The organism is Proteiniclasticum sp. C24MP (genome assembly GCF_043951855.1).
Taxonomy (GTDB): Bacteria; Bacillota; Clostridia; order Clostridiales; family Clostridiaceae; genus Proteiniclasticum.
Window position 1 is genome coordinate 36,819 of the sequence record NZ_JBINJW010000004.1, and the last position, 25,383, is coordinate 62,201.

A 25,383-nucleotide genomic window follows, 5' to 3' on the forward strand; every position below is an offset into this window, starting at 1 on the left:
TTAAGAAAGCTGAAAGGAATCATTAAAAAATGTTAAAAAAATGGCAAGACAACTTGACTTCAGGTGGGACCTCGTGTAATATCGGTTATGGATAAAAAATTAACAATGTATGGTGTGAACCCTATGGTCCTGCATCTGACTGGAGTATCTTTACTGGAAGAGACCTGTTTCAAGGTCCATACGGACAGTTACTATTTCGCACGTCCTTGAGTCAGTAGCACCAGCTTTGTTAAGATTTTCAACGGTGAAGCATATGCTTCAGAATCTATCTTCCTCATTCAAATAAAGTCTCAAAACAATCTAGTGTCAGATTGTTCTGAGGCTTTATTTTTTTAGGATTCTGCCAGATTCTGCAGGGCTGCCTCGGCGTATCAGTGCATGAAAGCTGCATAAAGTGATGTATATTCATTTATAGAATGAAGGAAATCAGAAAATAAAACTGTCTTGTTCATAAAAACTGCAGGATTGTTGCTAATATATTAAGTGTAAACGCTTCAAAAACAGGAAATGTGAAGCGAATAGTGTAAATTGTTCGAAATGAATTAAAATTCATGAGAATGTATATTTATTTAAAACTTCATGCTATAATCAAACATGTTCAAAAAATCAGATGTATGGAAAACGAAGTGAAACCAAAGATGAAAGGAAGTAATGTAAATGAAGAAAATGAAATTCACCGCCCTGATCCTGTCCCTGGTTCTGGTCATGGGTGTTTTAGCCGGATGTGCAGATGGAGGAGAAGAAGTCTCCGAATCAGGAAAGGTCATTCTTAAAGTAGGAACAGAGCCCACTTATCCGCCTTTCGAATTCACCAATGATGCCAATGAAATCATAGGATTCGATATTGACCTGGCCAATGCGCTGGCGGAAAAGATGGACATGGAAGTGGAGATCGTCACCACATCCTTTGATGGAATCTTTACCGGACTCAATGCCGGAAACTACGATGTGATCATCGCAGCCATCAGCATGACACCGAAGAGACTGGAAACCATGCTGTTCAGTGAGCCATACCTATCCAATGGACAGGTCATCGTGACAAACAGTGGAGATGCAAACATCACTTCACAGGAAGAGCTTACCGGAATGAAGGTCGGCGTTCAGCTGGGCACCACAGCGGATACTGCAGCTGAGAAGTATGCGGATGAATACGGATTTGAAGTGAGCAAGTATGATGAGATTCTTCAGACCTTCTCCGCCATGAAGGCAGGACATGTGGACGCCATTGCGGTGGACTATGCCGTGGCCATCGAATATGTGCAGCTGGACCCTGAAAGCTACCAGATTTCTGATGTGATGCTCACCAACGAACCCATCGCCATCGCCATCAAGCAAGACAATGTGGATCTTCAGGAGAAGATCAATAATGCAATGGAAGAAATCAGAGCGGATGGTACCCTGAAGAGCATTTCAGAAGAATGGCTTGGAGGAGACTATACATCCGACATCGATACAGAACTGAATGTAGTGGAATAAAAAGCAGCAGGAAGGAGTTAGCTCAGTGATCACACAAGAACAATTATTCGCAATTCTGGAGGGAACCCAGAGGACGCTTCTCATTGCAGGAGTTTCCATCGTTTTCGGCATCATGCTTGGCGTCATCATAGCCCTTATGAAGATTTCAAGAAGCAAGTTGCTCAATGGTCTGGCCTGGTTCTATGTCTGGGTGTTCAGAGGGACTCCGATGCTGATGCAGCTGTTTGTGTTCTATTATGCAATGCCGCTCTTCACAGCAGATGTTCTGGGGGTCACCCTTAGAATTCCGGCCCTGACTGCGGCGTTCATCGCCTTTTCCTTGAACTCTGCGGCTTATCTCTCTGAAATCTTCAGAGGAGCCATCCAGAGTATCGACAAGGGACAGATGGAAGCGGCCAAGGCCCTTGGCATGAGCTATTATCAGGCCATGTTCAAGATCATCATCCCCCAGAGCTACAGAAGACTGATTCCGCCCCTGGGTAATGAACTGATCACGCTGGTGAAGGATACCTCTCTTGTGGCATCCATCTCCCTGTTTGATCTTTTAAGGACCGTACAGGTCATGAACAACTCTTCAGGAGAATGGATCTATTTCCTCTATGCCGGCGCTCTTTACCTTCTGTTTACTTCCATCATCCAGATTGCCTTTGACAAGCTGGAGAAGAAGTATTCTGTATATGAGTAAAGGAGTGTTGATAGATGATTAAACTGGAAAACGTATATAAGTCTTTTGGAGACCTGGAGGTCCTGAAAGGAATCAACCTGGAAGTGGAGGAAGGGGAAGTGGTCTGCATCATCGGACCCTCCGGTTCAGGAAAAAGCACCATGCTTCGCTGCATGAATCAGCTGGAGACCATCACTTCAGGAAAAATACTGGTGGACGGAAACCTGGTCAGTCACATCGAAGAGGGCAAGGATCTTCTGAATCTTCATGAGAAGGAAGCTTCCAAACTGAGAACTTCCCTTGGCATGGTGTTTCAGCGATTCAATCTCTTCCCGCACCTGACGGTGCTGGAAAACCTCACCATCGCTCCGGAACTTGTCAAAGGAGAAAAGAAGGAGAACATCAGAGACAGAGCCATGAGCCTTTTAAAGAGCGTTGGTCTTCTGGACAAGAAGGATGAGTATCCTTCCAAGCTTTCCGGAGGACAGCAGCAGAGAGTGGCCATTGCAAGAGCCCTTGCCATGAATCCTTCCATCATGCTCTTTGACGAACCCACATCGGCTCTGGACCCCGAACTGGTGGGGGAAGTGCTGGAGGTTATGAAGAAACTTGCAGAAGATGGCATGACCATGGTTGTGGTGACCCATGAAATGGGCTTTGCCAGAGAAGTGGGCACGAGAGTGATCTTCATGGATGAAGGCCAGATCGTGGAAGAGGGAGCGCCTGAGGAGATCTTTGACGCACCGAAGATGGAGCGTACCAATGTGTTCCTCAATAAAATACTGAAATAGACAGAAAAAGGATAAGCAGCCGGATGGGCAGTCATCCGGCTGCTGCTGTATGCACAGTGATTATTCAGATTCATGCATAAAACTGCTGCGTATGCACAGCAGTGTCCTGCTGGGTGCAGATGTGCATGAGCATCATAACCGATGCAGGATAGTGAAGCGGCATGAGGGTGTTGACAGTATGAAAATGAAAACGATTGAGAAATCAGAGATTATTCTTCAGAAACGCAATTTAAATAAATATACATAATTATGATTAAATATACTTAACAGAAAGAAGAATCGTGCTATAATAATCAAAGTCGGTCAGAAACAATGAAAAAGAAAATCAAAAGGGGAGATCATATATGATGAAGAAAACATGGGGGATTTTATTTACAGTAGCGCTGGCAGGTGCAGCCGTACTTTCAGGATGCGCCAAGGAAGAGGAAAGTGCCAAGGTCCTGAAGATCGGAACGGATGACACCTATCCGCCTTTCGAGTTCAGAGATGAAGCCAACAAACTGGTGGGATTCGAAGTGGATCTGGCAAGAGAGATCGGAGAGGAACTGGGCATGGAAGTGGAGTTCATCTCCACCAGCTGGGCTGGAATCTTCAACGGACTGAACTCAAAGAACTATGATGTGATCATGTCCGCCACAAGCATCACACCGAAAAGACTGGAATCCTATATCTTCACGGATCCGCACATGACCAACGGACAGGTCATCGTTACAAGAGCAGGAGAAGGCTCCATCACAAACCCGGAAGAGCTGGCAGGGCTCAAGGTAGGTGTTCAGCTTGAAACCACAGCGGATATTGCCGCAAGCAAGTACAACGAGACAGTGGACTTTGAAATGCTCCGATTCGACGAAGTCATTCAGACCTTCTCCGCCATGAAAGCGGGACATGTGGATGTCATCGTCGCAGACTATGCGGTTGCCATTGATTATGCGGCCAAGGATCCGGATTCCTATCAGCTCACGGAAGTCATGCTGACCAATGAACCCATCGCCATCACCATCCGAAAAGATGATACAGAGCTGAGAGACACCCTGAACGGTGCACTGGATGCCTTAAGAGAAGATGGAACCCTGAAGGATCTATCTGTGAAATGGCTGGGTGATGATTACACTTCCAACATCGATACGGAACTGAACGTGGTGGAATAAAGGTCTCTTCAAAGGGAACTAGAACCATCATTTTCAGAATCGGAAGAGGAAACAGAAGAAAAACAGAAGAAAGAGATCTTTTCCGTAAAGAGAAGAAGATCAGAAAGTGAAAGGAAAAGTCCCGGGAAGCGTTCAAGTGATACGCAGTCCTGGGACTTTTTATCGGAAAGATTCTTTTGCCTCTGAAAGAAATTCCCGTTATGATGAAACTAAAGAATGGAAAAGGAAGTGGATCAGATGAAAATCACCGTACTGGGCAACAATTCCACCACAGTGACCCAGGGAGGAGCCTGCTCCTCGTATCTTCTGGAGGTGGAGGGAAGAAGGATTCTCCTTGACATGGGCAATGGAAGCATATTCAATCTCAAGAAACGGGTGAAGCTTCATGAGATTGATGCCATCATACTCACGCATCATCACTTTGACCACCTGTCGGATCTGTTTCTCTTCCGCTATGAAAGAGAAGGGCATAAATACATGGGAGAAGAGGTATCTCCCATCGATCTCTATACACCGGAGATGCCTCAGTGGCTTCAGGAGAATCTCATGAAGAATGATCTTTTCAGGCTTCATGTCATAAAGGGAGATACAAAGGTATCCATGGGCGATCTGACCGTGGCGTTCATAGAGGTGCTTCACCTGCTTGAAACCTACGCTCTGAGATTCACCCATGATGGAAAGATCTTCACCTATTCAGCGGATACAGGCGTCTGCGACGGGATTTATGAGGCTGCCAGGGAAGCGGACCTCTTCCTCTGTGAGGCCAGCTACGGCTCCTATGAACCCTACAGGATGAAGCATCATCTTCATGGAGCAGAGGCGGGGGAAATCGCGGAGAAATGCGGCGTGAAAAAGCTTCTGCTTACGCATCTGCCGGAGGAGAATCTGGATGGGCTTCTTCAAGAGGCAAGAGCGGTCCATGAAGATACGGAGATTTCAGAGATTCTGAAAACATATGAGGTTTAGTTTCTGACGCTTCTTTTTTCGAGGAAGTCAAAAGACAAAGGAAGATGAAGGGAAACACTCATTTTCCTTCTGAAGCTTTCCTGAAATACAGAAGAAAGGCCATGAAAACTGCAATGTTCTCTGCAGCATTCATGGCCTTTCGTATCGTGTCTTCTTATGAGATGGACTTTATCTTCAAGTCCAGGTGGAAAGGACCAACAGAGAATCTAATCCACCTTGTACTCGTTCTTCTTGTCATCGATGTAGGATTCCTCTTCCTGCTCTCTTTTCAGCTTTTCCTGAGCTTCTTTCTCTTCTTCTTCTTGCTTCTGCTCTTCTTTCAGTGTTTCCACATCCAGGCCTTTTTCCGCCATTTCCTTCTTCAGCTCTTCGAATTTTCCGGTGAGCATGTCCTTGTCCACGATGGAAAGGAAGGATACTTTCAGTCTTACGGAAGTTTCCAGTGCCTTGTAGGCGGAAAGATAGTCTCCCTTCTTCCATTTGATAATGCCGTAGTAGTAGTGGGCTTCCGGGAACTTGATGTAGTCGATGGTGTCTTCATAGAGCGCTTCGGCTTTGTCGTATTCTCCCAGGAAGTAATAAGACTGGGCCAGATTGTCTGTGATGACATTGTCGTCCTTGTTGTAGTCATAGGCCTCCTGGTTGAATTCCAGCGCCTTCTCATAGTCGCCTTTGGCGATATAGAGGTATCCCAGAATTTCATACATGATGGAGTTCTGATAGTCTTCTCTAATGTTCTCCACGATGTCGATGGCTTTATCGATATCGCCCTTTTTCCAGTTCAGGATGGCCAGATTCAGGATGTTGTTGTATTTGAATCGCTCATCCTTTGTCTTCATTTCCGCAGCTTCCAGAAGATAGGGTTCTGCTTCGTCCAGTCTTCCTTCTCTCAGCAGCACATAGCCGAAACTGGATTTGATGTAGGGCTTTGCAAAGGGATGCTTCACCGCTTTTTCAAAATAGGTCATGGCGATGTCCGTGTTTCCCGCATTGTAGGCTCTGCTGCCTTTGGTGGCCTGAATGGTGGGGTAGTTACGGTATACTGTGAAGATCAGATAGGCACCGATCAGGATATTGGCGATGGTGGAAAATCCCGCATAAATCAGGATAAAGATGCCTGCTATGGCGATGAGATCATAAATCGGTAAATTCTTCAGTTTCATTCTTTTTTCCTCAACTTCCTGTGTCTTTTTATCTTTTAAAATCATACCATGAAACCTGAAATATTTGAATGTTTTTAGGTATCATGACAGGGTACCATCCCATGATACCAGTCCTTGCTTAAGAATTCATTATTGCTCCGTTCTTTTTCGTAAAGGAAAGGATGATTTTAAGTTAATTTCAGGAACACAGGGTATGCTTAGCGTATAAGGTGAAATGAAGGAGCAGAAGAATGACAGTATGGACCAGAGAAGATGAACGCAACAAGAATAAGATGATGAATATCATGGACGGAGAAACCATGGAATGGGCGCAGAAAAAGTCCAGAGAATTATCAAGGCTCATGTCCTATTACCGATGCGCCATGATGGAAATTGAAACGAAACTGAATGTGCTCAATGAGGAGTTTTCCTGGGAGAAGGACCATAATCCCATCTCCAGTATACGGAAAAGACTGAAGTCTTTGACTTCCATCAGGGAAAAACTCGACCGAAGAGAATTTCCGGTATCCATTTCCTCCATAGAAGAGAATCTCAATGACGTGGCAGGGGTAAGAGTCATCTGCTCCTTTCCGGAGGATGTCTATGCCATAAGAGATGCGCTGCTGACCCAGGACGATCTGACGCTTCTGGAGGAAAAAGACTATGTGAAAAACCCGAAGCAAAACGGCTACAGAAGTCTGCATCTCATCATGAGCATTCCCATCTATCTGGCCCATGAGAAGAAGATCATGAAAGTGGAGATCCAGCTTCGGACCATCGCCATGGATTTCTGGGCGAGCCTTGAGCATCAGCTTCGCTACAAGAAGGAAGTGCTGTTCACCGAAGAAATGGCGCATGAACTCAGTGAGTGCGCGAGAATCAGTGCGGATCTGGACCTTCGGATGGACAATCTGAGAAAAGGTGTGGAGAAGCAGCACAGCGCAAGGCACTTCAACGCGGTAGGCAGGGATAATATGTTTCTTCTGGAGAAGCATTTGGAACACAAGTAAGTGGAAGGAGTCACGGGATATGCATCGCATTCATATGAGAAGAATCTACGAGGAGAAGAAGGAGCATGAGACCAGAATACTGGTGGACAGGCTCTGGCCGAGGGGGGTCTCCAAAGAGAAGGCGGGTCTTGAATACTGGGCGAAGGAGATGACGCCCAGTGACGCGCTGAGAAAGGCTTACCACGAAGGCGCTCTGGAGAAAGAGGAATTCAGGGAAAAATACAGGCAGGAGATTCTGTCAGGGGAAAACCTGGATTCATTTCTATCCTATGTGGAGGAAGCGCTCCAGGAAAAGGACGTGGTCCTTCTCTCCGCAGTGAAGGACCTCACAGAAAGCCATGTGCCGATACTGAAGGAAATCCTGGAGGAGAATCTGAAGGGATAAAGAGCAGGAGGAAGCGGAGCAGGCGGTTCGGATTTCTGAAAGGTGCCCTTGCTTCGCTTCATTCTCTGCTATAATGGAAGCATCGAAAAAACAAAGGATAAGGTGATGAAATATGATAGAAGCGGTATTATTCGACCTGGACGGCACCGTTGCCAATACCAACGAACTGATCTATGAGTCGTTCAGAAGACTTTTCTATGACAAGATGAAGTTGGAGGTGCCCGATGAGGAGATCTACAGTCTTTTCGGCGAACCGCTGGAGAACAGCCTGAAGAAGTACACGAAAAGCCCCCAGGAGCTGCTGCCTTTTTTCAGGGAATTCAATGAATCCAATCACGACAGGATGATCCGATCCTTCGAGGGCGTGGAGGAAGCACTGATTATGCTGAAGGAAAAGGGACTGAAGCTTGGCATTGTCACCAGCAAAAGAGCAGGCATGGCCAGGAGAAGTCTGGAAGCTTTGGGTCTGACGGACTATTTTGAAGTGCTGATCACGCCGGAATCAACCGATAAGCACAAACCGGAGCCGGAACCCCTCTATAAGGCCTGTGAACTTTTAGGGGGAATCGATCCGAAGAACACCATCATGGTAGGGGATGCCTCCTATGACATTCTCTGCGGCAACAGAGCAGGAGCCACCTCCGTTGCGGTTTCCTACAGCATGATTCATCCAGACACCATAAAAAGGGCACAGCCGCACTACATGGTGGATGATCTGAGAGAACTTGTGGACCTGGTGCATAAGCTCAATGAAGAGAGAAGCTGAAGATCCATAGCGAAAGATTAGTAAGCGGCTGAAAAACCAGAAGATCGGAAACGGTCTATAGCAGAAAGCGGCTCATCCATAGGGAAGCAGATGAAAAATGCAGGAAGATTCACCTTGTACGGGTGATTTCTTCCTGCATTTTTCATTTCAGATGTGATGGATGTTTTCATCCATCCTTTTTATTCTTCTCTTGGCAGAACGATCTGGCTCTCTTCATGGAGCCTGTTGAAGGCTGAAACCGCATAGGTGTAGTTTTCCGTATCCAGATGGTTCAGGTCATATCTGCTGACGCTCCTGTCCGCAGGAATCTTCCTGTGGATGTATCTGGGATTTTCCGGGTCAAGATCCGTTTTCGGGAACTGGTAGACGAGGAAGTATCTTGTTTTCTCGCTTTCATCGAATCCTTCATAACCATCGCTGAAACTCAGGATCTGGTTTCTGATGATGACGTCCCTGGGTGCGGCTGCCATGGCATCCATGAGGTTCTCGTTTTTCGGGATTATGGCGATGTCCTCATAGAGTGCGCGGAGCGCTTCGTTGTTTTTCACCAGTGCTTCTTTTCCTTCCCCGGTGAAATCACCGTGGCTTGGTGTAAGATATCTGAATCGGAAGAAGCTGCTGCCTCGGATGTGATCCAGGGAATGGTTATAGGAAATCTGATCGCTGATGAGGGTGTCACCCTGCCAGTATGGATTTTCGATCTGTTCATAGACCTTGTAGTTCGCGTGTCCGATATAGAGATCCACCTTTGTGCCTTCCACCTGATCGTTCCACCACTTGGCCAGAACGGAGTAGGGTGCGGCATCTTCGCCGAAGTTCCAGTAGATCTGGGGAATGACATAGTCCACCAGTCCCTCCTGAATCCATTTTCTGGTGTCCGTGAAGACCTGATGATGATAGGTTTCAGAGCTTGACACCGGTGTGTCGGAACCTGTTCCTTCTGTCTCTTCCGCATGCCCCCATATCCCGAATGGGCTTACGCCCAGCTTCACATAGGGTTTCAGGTCATGGATGTTTCTGCTCAGCTCTTTTATGAAGGTGTAGGTGTTGTTTCTTCTCCACTCTCTGATGTCGGTGAAGTCTTCCTTATAGGAAAGAAAGGTCATGGCATCTTCTTCTTCGTCACCGAAGAGATAGGGGACGGTTTCACCGTTCTCGTCAAGCTTCGTGCTGCGGTACGGATAGAAGTAATCGTCCAGATGCACCGCATCGATGTCGTAGTTTCTCACCACTTCCATGATGCTGTTGATGACATATTCTCGGGTGGCCGGATTACCGGGATCCAGAAACAGCCGGTCATCAAACCGCAATACCTGGGAAGGATACATTCTCGCATAATTTGATTCATGGAGCGCGGCGAGGATTTCACTGGTTTCCTCTTCGCTCTTTTCCACAGTGACCCGGAAGGGATTGAACCATGCATGAAATTCCATGCCCCTTTTATGGGTTTCTTCAATGGCAAACTGCAGCAGATTGAAAGGAAGATCTTTTGTAAGATCCCCTGTGACATACAGGGAAGGAGGGTTGATCTCGGACAGATAGAGCGCATCTGCTGATGGCCTCACCTGCATGATGACAGCATTGAGGTTATAGAGCTCATAGACATCCAGGATTTTCCGGAAGGATTCCTTGAGCTCGATGGAAGACATCCCGGGCTTTTCCGGGAAATCCAGATTTCTCACAGAAGGCAGCCATGCTGCTCTGAATTCATATTTTCTTCCTTCAGCGTCTTTTTCATGTTCCAGATAGACGACTTCTGGTGCGGGCTTTTCTTCCGGTTGATTCTGTGGGGTTTCGATGCCTTCTTCCGCAATGGGCGCAGGAGAATCCTCTCCACTTCCGAAAATGCCGCAGGCCCATAACAGGACCAGGCTGATCGCAAGGAGAAAAAGAGCGCCTAATAAAGTATTGCTCTTCTTTCTTTTCGGGATGCTCACATCGCTGGGGTAGACCAGTATTTCCTCTTTTGATTCTTTCTGATTGCTGCTGTTTTCCTTCATCTGTTTGTCACCTCACGAAATCGAAAGTTCCGCCTTTTCAGATGAAAAGGCCGCTTGTTACATGGATTGTGGCCATTATGGCACATTTTTCTTAAGGAAGAGTTACATTTCAGTGAAAAGAAAGGGACCGATCCCAATCAGTCCCTTTCCCGGAATCCTCTTTCCTATTTGAAGCGATTTCTCTTTGAATCGTCCACATACTTGTTGGATCTTCTGGCGGATTCAATCCGTCTTCTTCTGGCGGCTTTCTTTCTTCTCTTGCTGATGGTGGCAATGAGGATCAGCACCACAAAGGTTACAGTGAAGAAGACGATAAGGATGTAACTGAAGAGATGGGTCTTCAGGATTTTGGCCTCCACATCCAGGGTGGACACCAGGTCCACTTTCTTTGTGACCAGTCTTTCCTGTACACTCGCCACGCCAACCACGGAGTTTTCCTTGATCTCATCAGAGGAGAGGTCAAGGTAGGAAATATCCATTTCCGTTTCGCTGAGATTCACATCATTGCCATAGTAGGAAATGGTGTCTGCGGATTTCACGGGCACTTCGATTTCCTTTGTAGGACCTACGATCTTGTAGGGTCTGTAGGAAACGGTGATGACGCCTACCTCTTCTGATTTGGAAAGCCTGATGACTTTCTCTTCTTCAAAGGCCGCATTGACCATTTTTTCCGTTTCCTCAAATACCAGAACATTGACGCCGTCGTTGGTGCTGTTCAGAATGATGTTTCCGATGGTCTTTCCGTCTCTTTCATAGACACCGGCGAAGCATCGTCCTGCTTCTCCTGTATACCCGGTCTTGCCCATGATGTTTCCAAGAAGACCGATGTGCTTGTTTCTGTTTTCCAGAAGTCCCAGGGTTTCATTCTTGCTCTTCATCTCATAGCTCTGCTTCATGGAAACCTCTCGAATCCAGGGGTCATTGTAGGCCGCTTTCAGGAGAAGCATGAGATCAAAGGCGGTGGTGTAATGATTGTCATCATGCAGACCGCTGGTGGTGACGAAGTTCGAGTTCATCATACCCAGTTCTCTGGCTTTTTCATTCATGAGCTTCACAAAGTCTTCCTCGGTTTCTGAAATATTCAGGGCAATGACGGTGGAAGCATCATTGAGTGATGCAAGAAGCAGAGCATGCATGATGTCATCTGCCGAGATTTCCGTGCCCACAGCAATGTTCTTCAGGTTCCAGTAGATGGCATAGGGTATGACGAGTTTACCTTCCTGAGGATAGAGCATATACTCTGTTTTCTTGGAGGAGTAATGATCCGAAAACACCAGAGCTGTCAGGAGTTTTGTGATGGATGCAGGATAGACTTTCTTGTCGATATCCTTGGTGAAGATCAGTTCATCTGTTTCCAGATCGAATGCAATGGCTGCTGATCCGCTGATCTCCGGTATTTCCGCCTTTACTGTGGTGGCGGGAAGAAGAAAAATGATGATGATGAGCAGTGCTGGTATTTTTGTCAGTGTTTTTCTCATGGGATCCTCCTCTTGTTTTCAGGTCTTTCTATGTCAATGGGATAATTATCCATCTTTTTACGGTGATATTTGAATACACTATGAATATTATAACCTAAAAGTGACAGATTTTTCATCAAAATCGTAACATTATATCTGTTATAATGAAGATACGAGTAAATTAAAGAACAGGTGAGAAATTTGAAATCCATAGACATGTTTAAAAACCGCAAACCCAAGGTCCTCGGTAAGAGAAGAGAGTATTCTGTGATGCTTCTTATCACGGAAATAGAGGGAGTAGAGCATCTGGTTCTGGAGAAGAGAGCCAGCACGCTGAAAAGTCAGCCTGGAGACATCTGCCTTCCAGGAGGATCCATCGATCCGGGCGAGTCACCCATGGAAGCTTCTCTGAGAGAAACCATGGAGGAGCTTGGGGTCAACAAGGAGGAAATCGAGCTCATCGGTCCCATGGATTACTTCATCAGTCCTTACGGACAGACCATGTATCCTTTCGTAGCCAGGGTGCACCATTCGGACTTTCAGCCGAACCCCGACGAGGTGGACAGACTGATTTTTGTGCCGCTGTCGTTTTTCGAAAAGAAGAGTCCGCTGATTTACGAGATCGATATGACCGCGAAGATGGGGGAGGACTTTCCCTATCATCTCATTGAGAATGGAAAGGACTATCCTTTCCGAAAGGCTACCAACAAGCAGTACTTCTACAAGTACGGTGATATCGTCATATGGGGCTTTACAGCCCAGATCGTGAAAAGCTTTATAGATTTATTGAAAGAGGAGGAAAAACATGAAGAACTTTGATTTTCACAACCCCACAAGACTGGTCTTCGGTCAGGGTACCATTGAAAACATCGGTAAGTATGTGAAAGAATACGGAGACAGGAAGGTGCTGCTTCTCTACGGAAAAGGGTCCATCAAAAAGAACGGTGTCTATGACGCCGTGGTGAAGTCTCTGAAGGAAAATGACATCGAATACGTGGAAATGAGTGGTGTAAAGCCCAATCCCGTTTTATCCAAGGTCAGAGAGACCGTGGATCTCATGAAGAAGGAGAAAGTGGATGCCATCGTTGCAGTTGGTGGAGGATCGGTCCTGGACACATCCAAGATTTCGGCGGCAGCCTACTATTATGATGGAGATCCATGGGATTTCTACGAGAAGAAGGTGAAACCGGAAAGAGCGCTTCCCATCTATGGCGTACTGACCATTTCCGCCACAGGATCGGAAATGAATTCAGGAGGCGTCATCACCAATGAGGAAGAGAAAAAGAAATGGGGATGGGGATCCAAGTATACCTACCCGAGACTATCCATTGTGGATCCTTCTGTCCAGAAAACACTGCCAAGAAACCAGACCGTGAACGGTGCGGTGGATACCATCACACACGTGCTGGAAGAATACTTCGACGGAACCAAAGGCACCCTCATGCAGGACGAATTCTCCGAAGGAATCATCCGAACCACCATGGTTTCGGTGAAAAAGCTCATAGAAGATCCTGGTGATTATGAAGCACGTGCCAATCTTGCCTGGGCAGCCACTCTGGCGCTCAATGGACTGAATAGGCTGGGACGCGTCGGAGACTGGTCATCTCATGGCATCGAGCACTCTGTTTCCGCCTATTACGACATTGCCCATGCAGAAGGGCTTGCCATGGTCATGCCGGCCTGGATGAAGCATGTGTATAAGATGGATGTGGACAAATTCGCCCGATTCGGAGAGAAGATTTTCGGCATCACCGAAGAAGACAAGGATAAGGCGGCCGTCATGGCCATTGAAGCCTACAAGCATTTCCTCAAGGAAATCGGGGCACCGGTATCCTTATCCGAGAGAAACATAGGCGATGAGAATCTTCGTGTCATGGCCCAGAATGCCATGCTTAGAGGACCCATCGGCGGACTGAAGAAGCTTCATGAAGAGGATGTCTACGAGATTCTGAAGCTGGCTCTGTAGGCAATCCGTTCCATATAAGAAAATGGAAGACAATAACTCGATTATAAAGGATGGATGAAAGTCCATTCAGGAGAAGGAGAAATCCCTGAAGAAAAAGGTGATTTCTCTTTCTTTTCATTTTCAGTGGCGGGAGAGGATTCTGAAAATGTCAAGCAGATAATTTTTGAAGATAGTGAAGCAATGAAGTGAAAATCCTGATACGATAAGGAGAAGAAATTAGGAGTCGATTGAAGAATCCGAAATGAAATCTTGAGACCAGAAGTAAGAAATAAAGGAAAGTGATGACGGATGTATAAGGAGTTTTTTGAAATGGTAAAGAAAAATGCGCCCAATGAAATGATCGTGGTGGATGGCGTGGTGGGCTCAGGCAAGACCACCCTGATGAATATACTGAAAGAGGAACTGGGGGTATCGGGATTTGAAGAACCGGTGACGGATAATCCCATTCTGGGAAAATTCTACCATGATCGTAAGCGGTATGCTTTTCCGCTTCAGATCTTTTTCCTGAACAGAAGATTCCGTATGCTGAAGGAGGCCCAGGCGAAGAAGGTATCCAGCGTCATGGACAGAAGCATCTATGGCGATGTGATCTTTGCCAAGCTTCTTCATGATGGAGGAGATATGGAGAAAGACGAGTTTAATCTCTATCAGGACCTTCTGACCAACATGCTGGACCATATCGAAGCACCGAAGCTCATGATCTATCTGAGAGCGGATGTGGATACGGCCATCGACAGAATCGAGAAGAGAGGACGAGACTACGAGCAGATTGTGGAAAGAGACTACTGGGAAAGACTGAACAGAGAATATGAGGCGTACTTCTCCGCCTACAATCTATCCAAGCTTCTCATCATTGAAGCAAAGGAATACGACATCAGAGACTCAGAAGAAGACAGGAAGAAAGTGGTGCAGCTGGTCAGAGAGGCCTTAGCGGAAACGGAAAGAAAGTAAAGAAGAATCTGGAAAGACTGGAGCAGAAAAAAGAAAAGCTTCAGTCTTTTTTGCGTCAATTTTCCGGTGGCGGACAAATGCATATGCCTTGGAGTACAAGTACAACGAAAAACATGCAATATGAAATGTTAAAATTTTGATAATGAATCATTTTCTTAAAGGAAACACAGGAATAACGTAAAACCGTTTACATTCCTGAAGATTTTTCTTCTTAAAATCAATAATTTTTCGAAAAACTGAAGAAGTCATATAAAAAATCGGAAAAGAAAGTTTCGTGATTTATTATGTTATAATTTTGCCGAGAAGTACGAAAATCTGTTAATTCTGCACTTTAGATGTACTTCTTCATCCATAGGTCTAGGTTTGTCAGCGAAAGAGATTTATGATGAATCCAGGACGGATCGAATAGGTTGTTTGAATAAAAAAAGAAGATGTCTAAGGAGGAATTCAATGTCAACTATGGATTTACTGGGGCTCAGAAGAGAACAGTTAAAGGAAGGGTATTCTGTATGCAGGCTGATCAATGAGGCCGTGGCAAGAGGGGAAGGCAGACTGACCAGAGAAGGAGCCCTGCTCATTGAAACCGGACAGTATACAGGGCGTTCGCCCAAGGACCGTTTTATTGTGAGAGATGAAGTCACGAAAGAGACTGTGGCTTACGGCAAAACCAATTTGCCCATGGATGAAGAGGTCTATCAGAATCTTCTTCAGAAGACGAAGGAATATATGAGAGATAAGGAACTGTATCTGGTGAAGGCACTGGCCGGCTCTTCCGACAAGTACGCACTGAAGATCAACGTCTTATGCGAGGATGCCGCACAGGCAGCCTTCTCCAGTCAGATTTTCATCAAGGATAATGAGAGAGAAGGCGTGGATGCGGACTTCACCGTCGTGGCGTTGCCGAACCTGAAGGCGGAAGGAGAAAAGGACGGCATCCATTCGGAAGCCTTCATCATCATCAGTTTCAGGGACAGACTGGTACTCATAGGGGGAACCAAGTACTCCGGTGAAATCAAGAAATCCGTGTTCTCCGTGATGAATTATCTGCTGCCGGAAGAAGGGGTTCTTCCTATGCACTGCTCCGCCAATATGGGCAAAGATGGAAAAACTGCTCTTTTCTTCGGACTTTCAGGAACAGGCAAGACCACCTTATCGGCAGATCCCAAGAGACTGCTCATTGGAGATGATGAACATGGCTGGTCAGACGAAGGTGTCTTCAATTTCGAAGGCGGCTGCTATGCCAAGTGCATCAATCTGGATGCAGAGAAGGAAAAGGAAATCTACGAGGCCATCCGGTTCGGATCGGTGCTGGAAAATGTCGTGGTCAACGACAAGGGAGAAGCAGACTACTGCGACAATGTCCTGACGGAAAACACCCGATGCACGTATCCTCTGGAATACATCGAACATAGAGTGGATGAGAAGAAGGGTGGACACCCTAGTACCATTCTGTTTCTCACAGCAGATGCCTTCGGCGTCATTCCCCCAGTATCGAAACTTACTAGAGAAGGTGCCATGTACCACTTCATGTCCGGTTACACCTCAAAGCTTGCTGGAACGGAAAGAGGCATCGTGAATCCTGAAACCACTTTCAGTGCGCTTTTCGGAGAACCCTTCATGCCAAGGGAAATCCAAGAGTATGCTCAGCTTCTGGGAACCATGATCGATGAGCATGATACAGAGGTGTACCTGATCAATACAGGATGGAGCGGCGGAGTATACGGAGTCGGGGAGAGAACACCACTGAAGTATACAAGGCTCATGGTGGATGCGGCGCTCAGCGGCGAATTCAATGATGTGGAGTTTGTCCATGATGAGATCTTCAATCTGGATATTCCGGTGAAGGTTCCTGGCGTTCCTGATGAAATCCTGATTCCGAAGAAGCTGTGGAAAGACGCTGCGGAATATGAGAAGGTGGCAACGGAGCTTTCAGGAAAGTTCAAGGAGAATTTCCACCGCTTCGAGAATGTATCCGAAACCATCACTCAGGCAGGACCGCGCTAGAAGAACTTCATATTGCTGTAAAGATTCAGAGTTACCAGGAGAAGTTTCAGGGAGGAAGCGGGTAGCTCTGGATCTTTCTTTCTCTTTTATAAGACATATAAACAGTTATGACAACTCATAGAGATAAATGTGCATTGTTATTGAATTTTTAAGACTAATTTCAAGTATTCTCTTTGGAATTTGTGTAAAATAGATAAGGAATGATTAAATGAGAAATACGGAGGAAATTATTTTTGGATATTTATTTTATATTTAAGGCCATCGTGGTAGCCATCGTGGAAGGACTCACGGAATTTGTGCCTGTGTCATCCACAGGGCATATGATTCTGGCTGGAGACCTCATCGGTTTTCCGGAGAATGAATTCACCAGAATGTTCAATGTGGTGATTCAGCTGGGTGCAATCCTTGCCATCGTCGTTTTATACTGGGAGAAGCTCTTCACCATGGCGAAGTCTTTCTTCAAAGGTGAGAAGAAGGGTCTGAACTTCGGCATCGCACTGATCATCGGTGTGCTTCCTGCAGCGGTTCTGGGATTTCTTTTCGAGGACTTCATTGATGCTTACCTTTTCAAGCCGCTGCCCGTGATCATCGGACTGTTTGTCGGTGCTGTGCTGCTCATTTTCGTGGAGAACAGGTATCGTGGAAAAGCCCATGTTCATGAAGTGGAGGATATTTCTAAAATGTCTGCGCTGAAGATCGGATTCTTCCAGTGCCTGGCCATGTGGCCAGGGATGTCCAGATCCTCCTCCACCATCATGGGTGGCTGGATCAGTGGTCTGGATTCCAAGATCGCATCAGAGTACTCTTTCTTTCTGGCCATTCCGGTGATGATCGGGGCATCCCTGCTTAAGATGGTGAAGTTCCAGTCTGATGTAGGATTCTCCTCCTTAGGAAGCACCGAATGGGTGTCCTTCGGACTTGGCTTCGTGGTGGCGTTCATCGTGGCCCTTCTCTGCGTGAAGGCGTTCATCAGCTACATCCAGAGAAAGCCCATGAAGATTTTCGCCTATTACAGAATTGCCATTTCAGCCATCTTTGCCGTACTTCTTCTGACTCAGACAATTAGTCTCTAAAGGTTTTCCTTTATTTTTCCTTTTATGGTAAAATTAGCTTAGTAACAAATTGGAGTGATTGTAAATGAAAGAAGTTAGAAGATATCTTGAAGACCGTCTTGGAAAATACAGTTTTTATTTTGAAGATCTGAAATCCGGATTCATCTACGGATACAATGAACACATCAAAATGACTTCTGCAGGGTGCATGAAGCTTCCTGTGGCCATGGCTGTCATTAAGGATGTGGAAGAAGGAAAGCTTTCGCTGGATGATCTTGTGCTTCTGGAGAGCAGAGACCGCGTGGAAGGTTCAGGAATCCTGAAGCATCTTAATTCCAGAGAATATACCGTGAATGAACTTGTCATTGTGATGCTGGTGGAAAGCGACAACACCGCAACGCAGAAACTGGTGAGCCTCATTGGATTCGAGGAGCTGAAGGCGAAATTCGAGGAAATGGGACTGAATGATACCACCATGAATGATATGCCTGGTTCACCGATCAATCTTACAACAAGCTTTGATCTGTCCTTGTGCTGGAAGCTGCTGAAGGAAGAGCGCTATCTTTCCAAAGAGCATTCCAGATACATCATTGAGCTTCTGAAGAGCGAGAACAAGAAGAAGAAGACCGGATTCTATCTGGATGAGTCCCTGAAGCATAAGATTGCCAGCAAGGCAGGAGACATGCAGGGTGTGGAGAATGATACAACGCTCATCGAGCTTCAGAAAGGGGATTTCATCTTCACCATCATGAGTGCGGATATTCCCAACAGTGTATACGGTCTGGTATCCCTGGCCAAATCAGGGAAGATGATCTGGGATGGAATCACATACAACTGGAAATAATACTAGTGCAACACTATGAGAGATATCGGCAGCCGAAACTGCCGGTATTTTTTTCTGTAATAAATTCCATGTAGAATCTGTTCTAAACTATGGTATACTTATATAGATAAATACCCTTGCAGTGTGATGCTGCCAGGAGGAAATAACAGGAAACAGAACGTCTTCTAACAGAAACGGAAAGACAGCAGGAGGATACGGATGAAATATAAAGGACTGACCATAGTCTTATTCGCTGTGGTTACTTTCGGATTTATTTCTGGACTAGTAAGTTACAACAGGAAACTGGACGATACCCTTGGGAAAGAGATTATTCAGGCCACAGCAGCGGATTTCGAATTTCCGTTGAAAAACAAGGAGCCTGAACCCCTATCCGAGAAGGAATATGGAGAAGAACCCCAAAACCAGTCAGAAGAGATCCTCGTTCCTTCACTTCTTGGTCTTCGGGAAGAAGAGGCGCTTTTAAAGCTCATAGAGCTTGGATTCACAGCGGATAAAGAGGAAGCATACGACGAGGATGCTGCCGAAGGAAGAATCGTTTCGCAGAATCCCGAGCCGGAGACTTCTGCTGCACCTGGAAGCATCGTGAGGTTCACCGTGAGTCTGGGAAGCGAAGCGGAAGAAAGCATTACCGAGCAGATCATGGTTCCGAATCTCATCGGATACACCAAAGAAGCGGCGGAGGCGGAGCTTAAGGAACTGGGATTCAGCGTGGATCATGAGTACAACCCTTCTGAGCATTATGAAGAGGGCTACGTCTATAGCCAGAACTACAAAGTAGGAGCCCTGGTGGATCTGGGTACCACCGTGAAAATCAGAATCAGTACAGGAAATGAATAAATCCATGGAAAAAGGTGTCAGGTGTAACAATCTGCGCCTTTTTTCGTGTGTTTCAAGGGTGTCCTATGATATAATGAGACATAATAAACAGGTATATACTAAGGGGGCAGTGTTATGGTAAAGAAGTCCATTGCAGTCATATTATTTATAGTAGTTACTATAGGATTTCTTTATGGGTTTATCACCTATAACAAGAGATTAAGCGATATGCTCGATAAAGAGATCAACCCTCAAGCTGTAGTGATGCCGGAGCAGCCTGAGAAGCCCGGTGAAGTGGTGACGGAAACCCCGGAGGAAAGCGGATCGGATACGGAGATGCCGGAAGAGGAAGAGCCTCAGGAAGAGCCGGAAGAGGCTTTGGAGCTTGTGGTCATTCCCTACATCATCGGACTCCATGAAGAAGATGCGGTGAAAGCGCTGGAGGAAAGAAACCTTGTGCCTGAAATCCATCTGGAATATGTGGATGGTGTCGAGAAAGAGTATGTGTTCTATCAGAGACCACCCAGAAACCAGGAGGTTCCTGAAGGAACCGTTGTAAGCTTCAGTGTGAGCCGAGGCCCCTATGGAAGCTCCGATACGGAAGCGAAGTCCATTGTACCTTCGGTCATCGGAAAGACCCAGGCCCAGGCTGAAAAGGCCATAAAAGATGCAGGTCTTCTGGTGAAGGTCAGGGAAAGCTATTCCAATGAGGTGATGAAAGGGAATGTCATTTCCTCGGATACCGCGGCTGGAAGAGAAGTGAAGGAAGGCAGCACGGTGACCATCACGGTGAGTATCGGCAAGGAACCTTCACAGCAGGTCATGGTCCCCGATGTGACAGGACGTTCTTTGTCAGAAGCGGAAACGCTGCTGAGAAATGCCGGACTGCATGTCAGCACGACGCAGGCTTACTCGGATGTGGTTCAGGAGGGCATGGTCATTTCTCAGAATCCCGGAGCGATTCTCGTGGAACCGGGCAGCACAGTGAACATCACCATAAGCAGAGGGAAAGAACCGGAGCCGGAAGAACCTGAGGAGCCATCAGAGCCGGAAGAACCCGTCGATCCGGGAACTCCTTCGAACGGATAATTGAACAGGATGCGAAAGAGCGGGGGAAACCGCTCTTTTCCACTTTGCGGTATTGTCGAAATAGCTACAGTTTCTGTGAACTTGTAACACTATATGGTGGAAATGGTTTACAATTTAGTGACAAAAAAGTATAATTACTATTAATATCACTTTCAGAAGTAGATATAGTATATGTGTGTGGGGTAAAATATGACTGCGATTGAAGTAAACTCGAGTATTGTCATCAGACGTCCGAGTGCTGATGACTTTTCAGAAATCAAGGAATTTGTACGGAAGACCTGTGAAAATACCAGAAACACTTACGGGGAGCATGACTGGAACGAAACACCACTTGAAGACGGAACCTACGAGGAAATGATGGAGCGATTCGGGGCCGGCAATATTCTTCTGGGATTCATGGATGGTGTTTTATCGGGCATCGTTGTGCTCACTCAGAAAAATTCCGAGAAGTTCAGACATGTAGGAAACCTGACCCTGAGTCTACTGGCAGATGACATGATCGGGACCATGGGGAAGGAACTGATCTCCAGAATGATACTTACCTGCAAAGGAAAAGGGGTCATCAGAAAAGTGAACTTAAGAGTAAGAGAAGATCTCTTCAAGATCCAGGATATCTATAAATCTCTTGGATTCTATGAAGAAGGAAGTCTGGCACGTGATGTGTGCCTCAATGGAATGTTCTATTCCACGCTTCTTTTCGGAAGAAGCATAGACTGATCGGTATACAATCAGCCCATCCTTTACGGATGGGTTTTTTCATTGAATTCTTCATATTTCACAGAAGCAGGTCCTTGTGTGATAAGATGGATATGTACTATAATAATTCTGTAAACATTTACAGAACATGGAGGGATCAGATTGAAAAAAGTAATAGCAACAAGCAAAGCACCAGGTGCCATCGGACCTTATTCCCAGGCGATCATGGCAGGGAATCTCATCTACACATCAGGTCAGCTGCCAATGGATGCGGAAACCGGTGAAATGGTGGAAAACGACATCGTACTGCAGACTAGAATGTCGCTGAAGAACGTCAAGGCGATTCTGGAGGAAGCGGGTTCTGGCATGGATAAGATCGTGAAGACTACGGTTTATCTCAGTGATATGGCAAACTTCGGAAAGATGAATGAAGTCTACAAGGAATTCTTCTCTGGAGACTATCCTGCAAGAAGCGCATTCCAGGTGGCAAGACTACCTAAGGATGCCCTGGTGGAAATTGAAGTAGTAGCAATCGTGTAGAGACAGACTGTTTACAGGCGGCAGCACAGAGAGCATGGTAGGGGCTAATATATTTTAGATGGGGGATTAATTAATGAGCGTGAAGTACTTTGCGGAGCCTTTCAAAATCAAGATGGTGGAACCGATCAAGATTCTGACAAGGGAAGAGAGAATTGAGAAGATCAGAGAAGCGAATTATAATGTGTTCAGCCTGGCGGCTGAGGACTGCTATATCGATCTTCTGACAGATAGCGGAACAGGTGCCATGAGCGCAGACCAGTGGGCTGGGATTATGCTGGGGGATGAATCCTACTCAGGATCCAAGAGCTTCTATAAGCTGCAGAAGTCTGCAAAAGACATCTTCGGATATGAGTTCATTCAGCCTGTGCATCAGGGAAGAGCAGCAGAGAAAGTGGTGATGCCGATACTTCTGGGGGAAGGAAAAGTGTCCATTTCCAATATGCACTTCGATACCACAAGAGCCCACGTGGAAATTGCCGGAGCAAGAGCCGTGGACTGCGTGGTTCCGGAAGCGCTGGATACAGAATCCTATGCACCCTTCAAGGGCAACATGGACAATGAGCGACTGGTGAAGCTCATCGATGAATATGGAAAGGAAAATGTGGGCGCCATCATCATTACGGTGACAAACAACAGTGCCGGCGGACAGCCCGTTTCCATCGCGAACATCAGAGAGACTTCAAGAATCGCCAAAGAGAATGGCATCACAGTCATCATCGATGCGGCCCGCTATGCGGAAAACTGCCACTTCATCAAAAACAGAGAAGAAGGCTATGAGAAGAAAAGCATCAGAGAAATCGCCAGAGAGATCTTCAGTTATGGGGACATCTTCACCATGAGTTCCAAAAAGGATGCCATCGTGAACATCGGTGGCCTTGTGGGCGTGAAAAATGATGCGGAGCTTTTTGAGAAGGTCAAGGCCAACACCATCCCCATGGAGGGATTCATCTCCTACGGCGGACTGGCAGGAAGAGACCTGGAAGCTTTAGCGGTGGGTCTTCAGGAGGGCGTGGACGAAGACTTCCTGAGATATCGAATCGGTCAGATGGAATATCTGGCTGGAAAGCTGGAAGAAGCAGGAATTCCATACCAGAGTCCTGTGGGCGGTCACGCGGTGTTCCTGGATGCAAAGAAGCTTCTGCCGCATATTCCTTACAATGAATTCCCGGCTCAGGCGCTGGCCATAGAGCTGTATATCGAAGCGGGCATCAGAAGCTGCGACATCGGTTCCTATATGCTCGGAAACGATCCGGATACAGGAGAGCAGCTCCAGTCCGAGTTTGAATTCACAAGACTGGCTGTACCAAGAAGAGTCTATACCCAGTCCCATCTGGATGTGATTGTGGAGGCACTGAAGGAGATCAAGAAGCGCAAGGATACACTGAAGGGATACAGAATCACCTGGGAACCGAAGATTCTGAGACACTTCACAGCGAAGCTGGAACCGATCAGATAAAGCAGCATAAGAAGAATGAAAGACATGAGAACAGAAGCATTGCTTGGACGTTCTCATGTCTTTTCCATAGAGCTTCACTCATTCTGATACAAATTTGTCATTTGACGCCCGGAAAGAAGTGATACTATGGTATCATGAATGTATTATATAGAAAGAATAGATAGATCGGGAGGAATAGTATCGTGGAAAATGGAAAGAAACCCTCAGTGCTCATCGCCATAGGCATCATCCTTCTACTTCTGGGGAATACGGTCATTCTCTGGAGCAAGATGGACCATCTGGAGAATGAACTTTTTCATGTCAGGAGCAGCATTTCAGGCATCTCCTTCGGCAATGACACCTATGGGATGGAGCAAAGAATCATGGAGGAGATCAGAAAGGAAGCCAGTATTCTGGAATCCAGTGAAACGGCTCTGGCATTTCGAAACAACGAGCTGCAGGTGAAGGTTTCTCTGGTGCCTAAGGTGCTAAATGAAGGGGACACCTTCTATGTGGTGTCCGGATATGAGAAAGTGGAAGCCAGAAAGATCGATGAAGTCACTTTTTTGGCAAATCTGGCCATGAACACGAAAAATCCCATGGAGCTCTACGTTGTCACTGAAACCCAGGAAGGCACCCTACAGGAAAAACTGCCTGAAGTCTATCTGGAACAGTTTCTCAGCGTGGATCTTTGGAGCACCAGCATCCATGAGGACAGAACACTTCAGCTGGAGCTGTCTGCAGCCATGGAAGAGTCCAGCCCCTTTCTGGAATCGCTGGATGAGGCAAAGGTCAGAGTTTATGACCGTATCGGCAAGGAAATCATGGAAATCCCTCTAGAAGAAATCGACCCCAACAATTCACTGAGAGAAGAGGATTTCGGATACAAGTACAGTGCTTTTGAAGTGATACTTCCGGAGGAGCTATATGACATGGACTATTTCCATGTGAAGGCCGTCCTGAAGAATTACGGCATCACCATGATCTCCGATGAAATCTATAGCGTCAGTAAGGATGGCTCTGCACTGGAAGGGGTCGGCGGAAACGGATTCCAGATCTTCTATGACAACTAGACCGGCAAAAAGGTTTATGAGTAAGCTGGAACGATCAATAATACACGAAATGAAAATAGAATGAGACAAGAGGAAAATGCCGGCAGCAGGTCTTTTGTAGACATGCGGCCGGCATATTTCATTTCAGATTTGATTCATCCTAATTGCTTCTGACGATGGACTCGATGACTCTCTGGGTGGCCAGGGCGTCCATGCCTGAGGATTCCGGTTCCTGGTCCGTGATGACGGAGGAGACAAAGTGCAGGATGGCGTCTTCGAATCCTTTGGTTTTTTCCACCGTATCCCACTGGGAAGGCGAAATGATGGTCTTTTCGTTGTTCTCTTCGATTTCCAGAGTAGCCAGGTCCGTGACGCGAAGGGTCTTACCTTCTGTGATGACCTCGATGATTTCCACAGTCTTTCCGGCATCTCTATGCAGAAGCGTCTCGATCTTGCATCCTTCCGGACTGCTGTAGTAGTGGTTGGCATAGATGAGATGATCATCCGAGTTCACTGCAACAGTGCCGTCCACCATGATGAGCTTTCCGTCGAAGAACCATCTTGCGGTGTCCACCAGGTGGATATAGTCGTCATTGATGGTGAATTCGGAAGACTGAGGTCCGATGCGATTGGAACGGTTCTTCACGATTCTGATGAGAGAGGTGGAAGTGATGTTGTCCTTCAGCATCTTATAGAGTGGTGCAAACCTCCTATTGAAGGTCACCATGAGTTTCGCTTTGTTGTGCACGGAAGCGAATACGAGTTTCTCGCATTCATCCACACTGGAAGCCAGTGGTTTGTCTATAAGCACATGAATCCCTTTTTCCAGGAAGAACTTCGCCAGTTCGAAGTGGCTTTCCGTGGAGGAGTTGATGATCACCGCATCCACATTTTCAGACAGTGCTTCCAGACTTTCATATTCCTTTATGCGGTATTCCTCAGCAAAAGCCTTTCTTTTCTCCGGTGTTCTGCTGTAGCATCCGGCCAGTTCCCAGTCACGTTCTCTGGCGAGAACAGGCATATAGGCTTTTCTTGCGATCGATCCGAGTCCGATGAGACCGAGTTTCACTTTTCCATCCATAATTGACATCCTCCTTGCGATAAGGCATGCATTTCTACTGCATCTTCAAATT

At 46.4% G+C, this 25,383-nt stretch carries 25 protein-coding genes; 21 read left to right on the forward strand and 4 right to left on the reverse strand.

Going from position 1 to position 25,383, the window contains the following annotated elements; translation table 11 throughout:
• The first annotated feature begins 657 nt into the window (after positions 1–657).
• The 5 genes from ACHAL6_RS05105 to ACHAL6_RS05125 all read left to right on the forward strand — a co-directional run bounded on the left by ACHAL6_RS05105 (position 658) and on the right by ACHAL6_RS05125 (position 5,045).
• Positions 658–1,476 carry an ABC transporter substrate-binding protein gene (locus tag ACHAL6_RS05105; RefSeq protein ID WP_395269164.1) on the forward strand — a complete coding sequence of 273 codons (819 nt, stop codon included), beginning with the start codon at positions 658–660 and terminating at the stop codon, positions 1,474–1,476.
• Positions 1,477–1,501: 25 nt separating this feature from the next.
• Entirely contained in the window at positions 1,502–2,161 is a 660-nt protein-coding gene (locus ACHAL6_RS05110) for an amino acid ABC transporter permease (protein ID WP_395269165.1), read from the forward strand.
• Between the two features lie 14 nt (positions 2,162–2,175).
• The gene (locus ACHAL6_RS05115; RefSeq protein ID WP_395269166.1) at positions 2,176–2,931 is read left to right on the forward strand and encodes an amino acid ABC transporter ATP-binding protein; all 756 of its coding nucleotides are present in this window, start codon (positions 2,176–2,178) and stop codon (positions 2,929–2,931) included.
• A 344-nt stretch (positions 2,932–3,275) separates the two neighbouring features.
• Entirely contained in the window at positions 3,276–4,079 is an 804-nt protein-coding gene (locus tag ACHAL6_RS05120; protein ID WP_395269167.1) for an ABC transporter substrate-binding protein, read from the forward strand.
• A 237-nt stretch (positions 4,080–4,316) separates the two neighbouring features.
• Positions 4,317–5,045: an MBL fold metallo-hydrolase gene (locus ACHAL6_RS05125; protein WP_395269168.1), complete on the forward strand. Its 729-nt coding sequence runs from the start codon at positions 4,317–4,319 to the stop codon at positions 5,043–5,045.
• 206 nt (positions 5,046–5,251) lie between these two features.
• On the opposite strand, the gene ACHAL6_RS05130 is transcribed toward ACHAL6_RS05125, so the two are convergent.
• Positions 5,252–6,208, reverse strand: coding sequence for a tetratricopeptide repeat protein (locus ACHAL6_RS05130; protein WP_395269169.1), 957 nt, complete (start codon positions 6,206–6,208; stop codon positions 5,252–5,254).
• 230 nt (positions 6,209–6,438) lie between these two features.
• Between ACHAL6_RS05130 and ACHAL6_RS05135 the strand changes: the two genes are divergently transcribed.
• The 3 genes from ACHAL6_RS05135 to ppaX all read left to right on the forward strand — a co-directional run bounded on the left by ACHAL6_RS05135 (position 6,439) and on the right by ppaX (position 8,348).
• Positions 6,439–7,197: a GTP pyrophosphokinase family protein gene (locus ACHAL6_RS05135; RefSeq protein ID WP_395269170.1), complete on the forward strand. Its 759-nt coding sequence runs from the start codon at positions 6,439–6,441 to the stop codon at positions 7,195–7,197.
• Between the two features lie 19 nt (positions 7,198–7,216).
• Positions 7,217–7,582 carry a DUF488 domain-containing protein gene (locus tag ACHAL6_RS05140; RefSeq protein ID WP_395269171.1) on the forward strand — a complete coding sequence of 122 codons (366 nt, stop codon included), beginning with the start codon at positions 7,217–7,219 and terminating at the stop codon, positions 7,580–7,582.
• Positions 7,583–7,694: 112 nt separating this feature from the next.
• The gene (gene ppaX, locus ACHAL6_RS05145) at positions 7,695–8,348 is read left to right on the forward strand and encodes a pyrophosphatase PpaX (protein ID WP_395269172.1); all 654 of its coding nucleotides are present in this window, start codon (positions 7,695–7,697) and stop codon (positions 8,346–8,348) included.
• Between the two features lie 179 nt (positions 8,349–8,527).
• Here ppaX and ACHAL6_RS05150 read toward each other — a convergent pair whose 3' ends face one another.
• Together ACHAL6_RS05150 and ACHAL6_RS05155 are read right to left on the reverse strand one after the other, a co-directional pair.
• Positions 8,528–10,348: a glycoside hydrolase family 10 protein gene (locus ACHAL6_RS05150; RefSeq protein WP_395269173.1), complete on the reverse strand. Its 1,821-nt coding sequence runs from the start codon at positions 10,346–10,348 to the stop codon at positions 8,528–8,530.
• Between the two features lie 164 nt (positions 10,349–10,512).
• Positions 10,513–11,826 carry a D-alanyl-D-alanine carboxypeptidase family protein gene (locus tag ACHAL6_RS05155; RefSeq protein ID WP_395269174.1) on the reverse strand — a complete coding sequence of 438 codons (1,314 nt, stop codon included), beginning with the start codon at positions 11,824–11,826 and terminating at the stop codon, positions 10,513–10,515.
• A 180-nt stretch (positions 11,827–12,006) separates the two neighbouring features.
• On the opposite strand from ACHAL6_RS05155, the gene ACHAL6_RS05160 reads away from it, so the two are divergent.
• The 13 genes from ACHAL6_RS05160 to ACHAL6_RS05220 all read left to right on the forward strand — a co-directional run bounded on the left by ACHAL6_RS05160 (position 12,007) and on the right by ACHAL6_RS05220 (position 24,271).
• Entirely contained in the window at positions 12,007–12,624 is a 618-nt protein-coding gene (locus ACHAL6_RS05160; RefSeq protein ID WP_395269175.1) for an NUDIX hydrolase, read from the forward strand.
• Entirely contained in the window at positions 12,611–13,771 is a 1,161-nt protein-coding gene (locus ACHAL6_RS05165) for an iron-containing alcohol dehydrogenase (protein ID WP_395269176.1), read from the forward strand. The genes ACHAL6_RS05160 and ACHAL6_RS05165 overlap by 14 nt, the downstream gene beginning before the upstream one ends.
• A gap of 54 nt (positions 13,772–13,825) precedes the next feature.
• Entirely contained in the window at positions 13,826–13,960 is a 135-nt protein-coding gene (locus tag ACHAL6_RS05170) for a hypothetical protein (RefSeq protein WP_395269177.1), read from the forward strand.
• 120 nt (positions 13,961–14,080) lie between these two features.
• Positions 14,081–14,722: a deoxynucleoside kinase gene (locus ACHAL6_RS05175; protein ID WP_395269178.1), complete on the forward strand. Its 642-nt coding sequence runs from the start codon at positions 14,081–14,083 to the stop codon at positions 14,720–14,722.
• 450 nt (positions 14,723–15,172) lie between these two features.
• Positions 15,173–16,726, forward strand: a complete 1,554-nt coding sequence (gene pckA / locus ACHAL6_RS05180; protein WP_395269179.1) for a phosphoenolpyruvate carboxykinase (ATP) — start codon at positions 15,173–15,175, stop codon at positions 16,724–16,726.
• A gap of 239 nt (positions 16,727–16,965) precedes the next feature.
• Positions 16,966–17,799 (forward strand): undecaprenyl-diphosphate phosphatase, encoded by an 834-nt coding sequence (locus ACHAL6_RS05185; protein WP_395269264.1) that lies wholly within the window; start codon positions 16,966–16,968, stop codon positions 17,797–17,799.
• Between the two features lie 64 nt (positions 17,800–17,863).
• Positions 17,864–18,622: a serine hydrolase gene (locus ACHAL6_RS05190; RefSeq protein ID WP_395269180.1), complete on the forward strand. Its 759-nt coding sequence runs from the start codon at positions 17,864–17,866 to the stop codon at positions 18,620–18,622.
• 198 nt (positions 18,623–18,820) lie between these two features.
• On the forward strand, positions 18,821–19,459 hold the full coding sequence (locus tag ACHAL6_RS05195) for a PASTA domain-containing protein (protein ID WP_395269181.1): 639 nt from the start codon (positions 18,821–18,823) through the stop codon (positions 19,457–19,459).
• Between the two features lie 114 nt (positions 19,460–19,573).
• On the forward strand, positions 19,574–20,527 hold the full coding sequence (locus tag ACHAL6_RS05200) for a PASTA domain-containing protein (protein WP_395269182.1): 954 nt from the start codon (positions 19,574–19,576) through the stop codon (positions 20,525–20,527).
• Between the two features lie 189 nt (positions 20,528–20,716).
• Complete coding sequence (locus ACHAL6_RS05205) at positions 20,717–21,244, forward strand: GNAT family N-acetyltransferase (RefSeq protein ID WP_395269183.1); 528 nt, start codon at positions 20,717–20,719, stop codon at positions 21,242–21,244.
• Between the two features lie 141 nt (positions 21,245–21,385).
• Positions 21,386–21,763 (forward strand): RidA family protein, encoded by a 378-nt coding sequence (locus ACHAL6_RS05210; protein ID WP_395269184.1) that lies wholly within the window; start codon positions 21,386–21,388, stop codon positions 21,761–21,763.
• A 73-nt stretch (positions 21,764–21,836) separates the two neighbouring features.
• Entirely contained in the window at positions 21,837–23,219 is a 1,383-nt protein-coding gene (locus ACHAL6_RS05215) for a tryptophanase (protein ID WP_395269185.1), read from the forward strand.
• 182 nt (positions 23,220–23,401) lie between these two features.
• Complete coding sequence (locus ACHAL6_RS05220) at positions 23,402–24,271, forward strand: hypothetical protein (RefSeq protein WP_395269186.1); 870 nt, start codon at positions 23,402–23,404, stop codon at positions 24,269–24,271.
• Positions 24,272–24,410: 139 nt separating this feature from the next.
• Here the strand turns inward: ACHAL6_RS05220 and ACHAL6_RS05225 are convergent, their stop codons facing one another.
• Positions 24,411–25,331 (reverse strand): Gfo/Idh/MocA family protein, encoded by a 921-nt coding sequence (locus ACHAL6_RS05225; RefSeq protein ID WP_395269187.1) that lies wholly within the window; start codon positions 25,329–25,331, stop codon positions 24,411–24,413.
• Positions 25,332–25,383 lie beyond the last annotated feature (52 nt).

Coding starts and splice junctions, on each gene's coding strand:
- ACHAL6_RS05105 (WP_395269164.1), top strand. CDS start 658: ATGAAGAAAATGAAATTCACCGCCCTGATCCTGTCCCTGGTTCTGGTC.
- ACHAL6_RS05115 (WP_395269166.1), top strand. CDS start 2,176: ATGATTAAACTGGAAAACGTATATAAGTCTTTTGGAGACCTGGAGGTC.
- ACHAL6_RS05120 (WP_395269167.1), top strand. CDS start 3,276: ATGATGAAGAAAACATGGGGGATTTTATTTACAGTAGCGCTGGCAGGT.
- ACHAL6_RS05125 (WP_395269168.1), top strand. CDS start 4,317: ATGAAAATCACCGTACTGGGCAACAATTCCACCACAGTGACCCAGGGA.
- ACHAL6_RS05130 (WP_395269169.1), bottom strand. CDS start 6,208: ATGAAACTGAAGAATTTACCGATTTATGATCTCATCGCCATAGCAGGC.
- ACHAL6_RS05135 (WP_395269170.1), top strand. CDS start 6,439: ATGACAGTATGGACCAGAGAAGATGAACGCAACAAGAATAAGATGATG.
- ACHAL6_RS05140 (WP_395269171.1), top strand. CDS start 7,217: ATGCATCGCATTCATATGAGAAGAATCTACGAGGAGAAGAAGGAGCAT.
- ppaX (WP_395269172.1), top strand. CDS start 7,695: ATGATAGAAGCGGTATTATTCGACCTGGACGGCACCGTTGCCAATACC.
- ACHAL6_RS05150 (WP_395269173.1), bottom strand. CDS start 10,348: ATGAAGGAAAACAGCAGCAATCAGAAAGAATCAAAAGAGGAAATACTG.
- ACHAL6_RS05155 (WP_395269174.1), bottom strand. CDS start 11,826: ATGAGAAAAACACTGACAAAAATACCAGCACTGCTCATCATCATCATT.
- ACHAL6_RS05165 (WP_395269176.1), top strand. CDS start 12,611: ATGAAGAACTTTGATTTTCACAACCCCACAAGACTGGTCTTCGGTCAG.
- ACHAL6_RS05170 (WP_395269177.1), top strand. CDS start 13,826: ATGAAAGTCCATTCAGGAGAAGGAGAAATCCCTGAAGAAAAAGGTGAT.
- ACHAL6_RS05175 (WP_395269178.1), top strand. CDS start 14,081: ATGGTAAAGAAAAATGCGCCCAATGAAATGATCGTGGTGGATGGCGTG.
- pckA (WP_395269179.1), top strand. CDS start 15,173: ATGTCAACTATGGATTTACTGGGGCTCAGAAGAGAACAGTTAAAGGAA.
- ACHAL6_RS05190 (WP_395269180.1), top strand. CDS start 17,864: ATGAAAGAAGTTAGAAGATATCTTGAAGACCGTCTTGGAAAATACAGT.
- ACHAL6_RS05195 (WP_395269181.1), top strand. CDS start 18,821: ATGAAATATAAAGGACTGACCATAGTCTTATTCGCTGTGGTTACTTTC.
- ACHAL6_RS05200 (WP_395269182.1), top strand. CDS start 19,574: ATGGTAAAGAAGTCCATTGCAGTCATATTATTTATAGTAGTTACTATA.
- ACHAL6_RS05205 (WP_395269183.1), top strand. CDS start 20,717: ATGACTGCGATTGAAGTAAACTCGAGTATTGTCATCAGACGTCCGAGT.
- ACHAL6_RS05215 (WP_395269185.1), top strand. CDS start 21,837: ATGAGCGTGAAGTACTTTGCGGAGCCTTTCAAAATCAAGATGGTGGAA.
- ACHAL6_RS05225 (WP_395269187.1), bottom strand. CDS start 25,331: ATGGATGGAAAAGTGAAACTCGGTCTCATCGGACTCGGATCGATCGCA.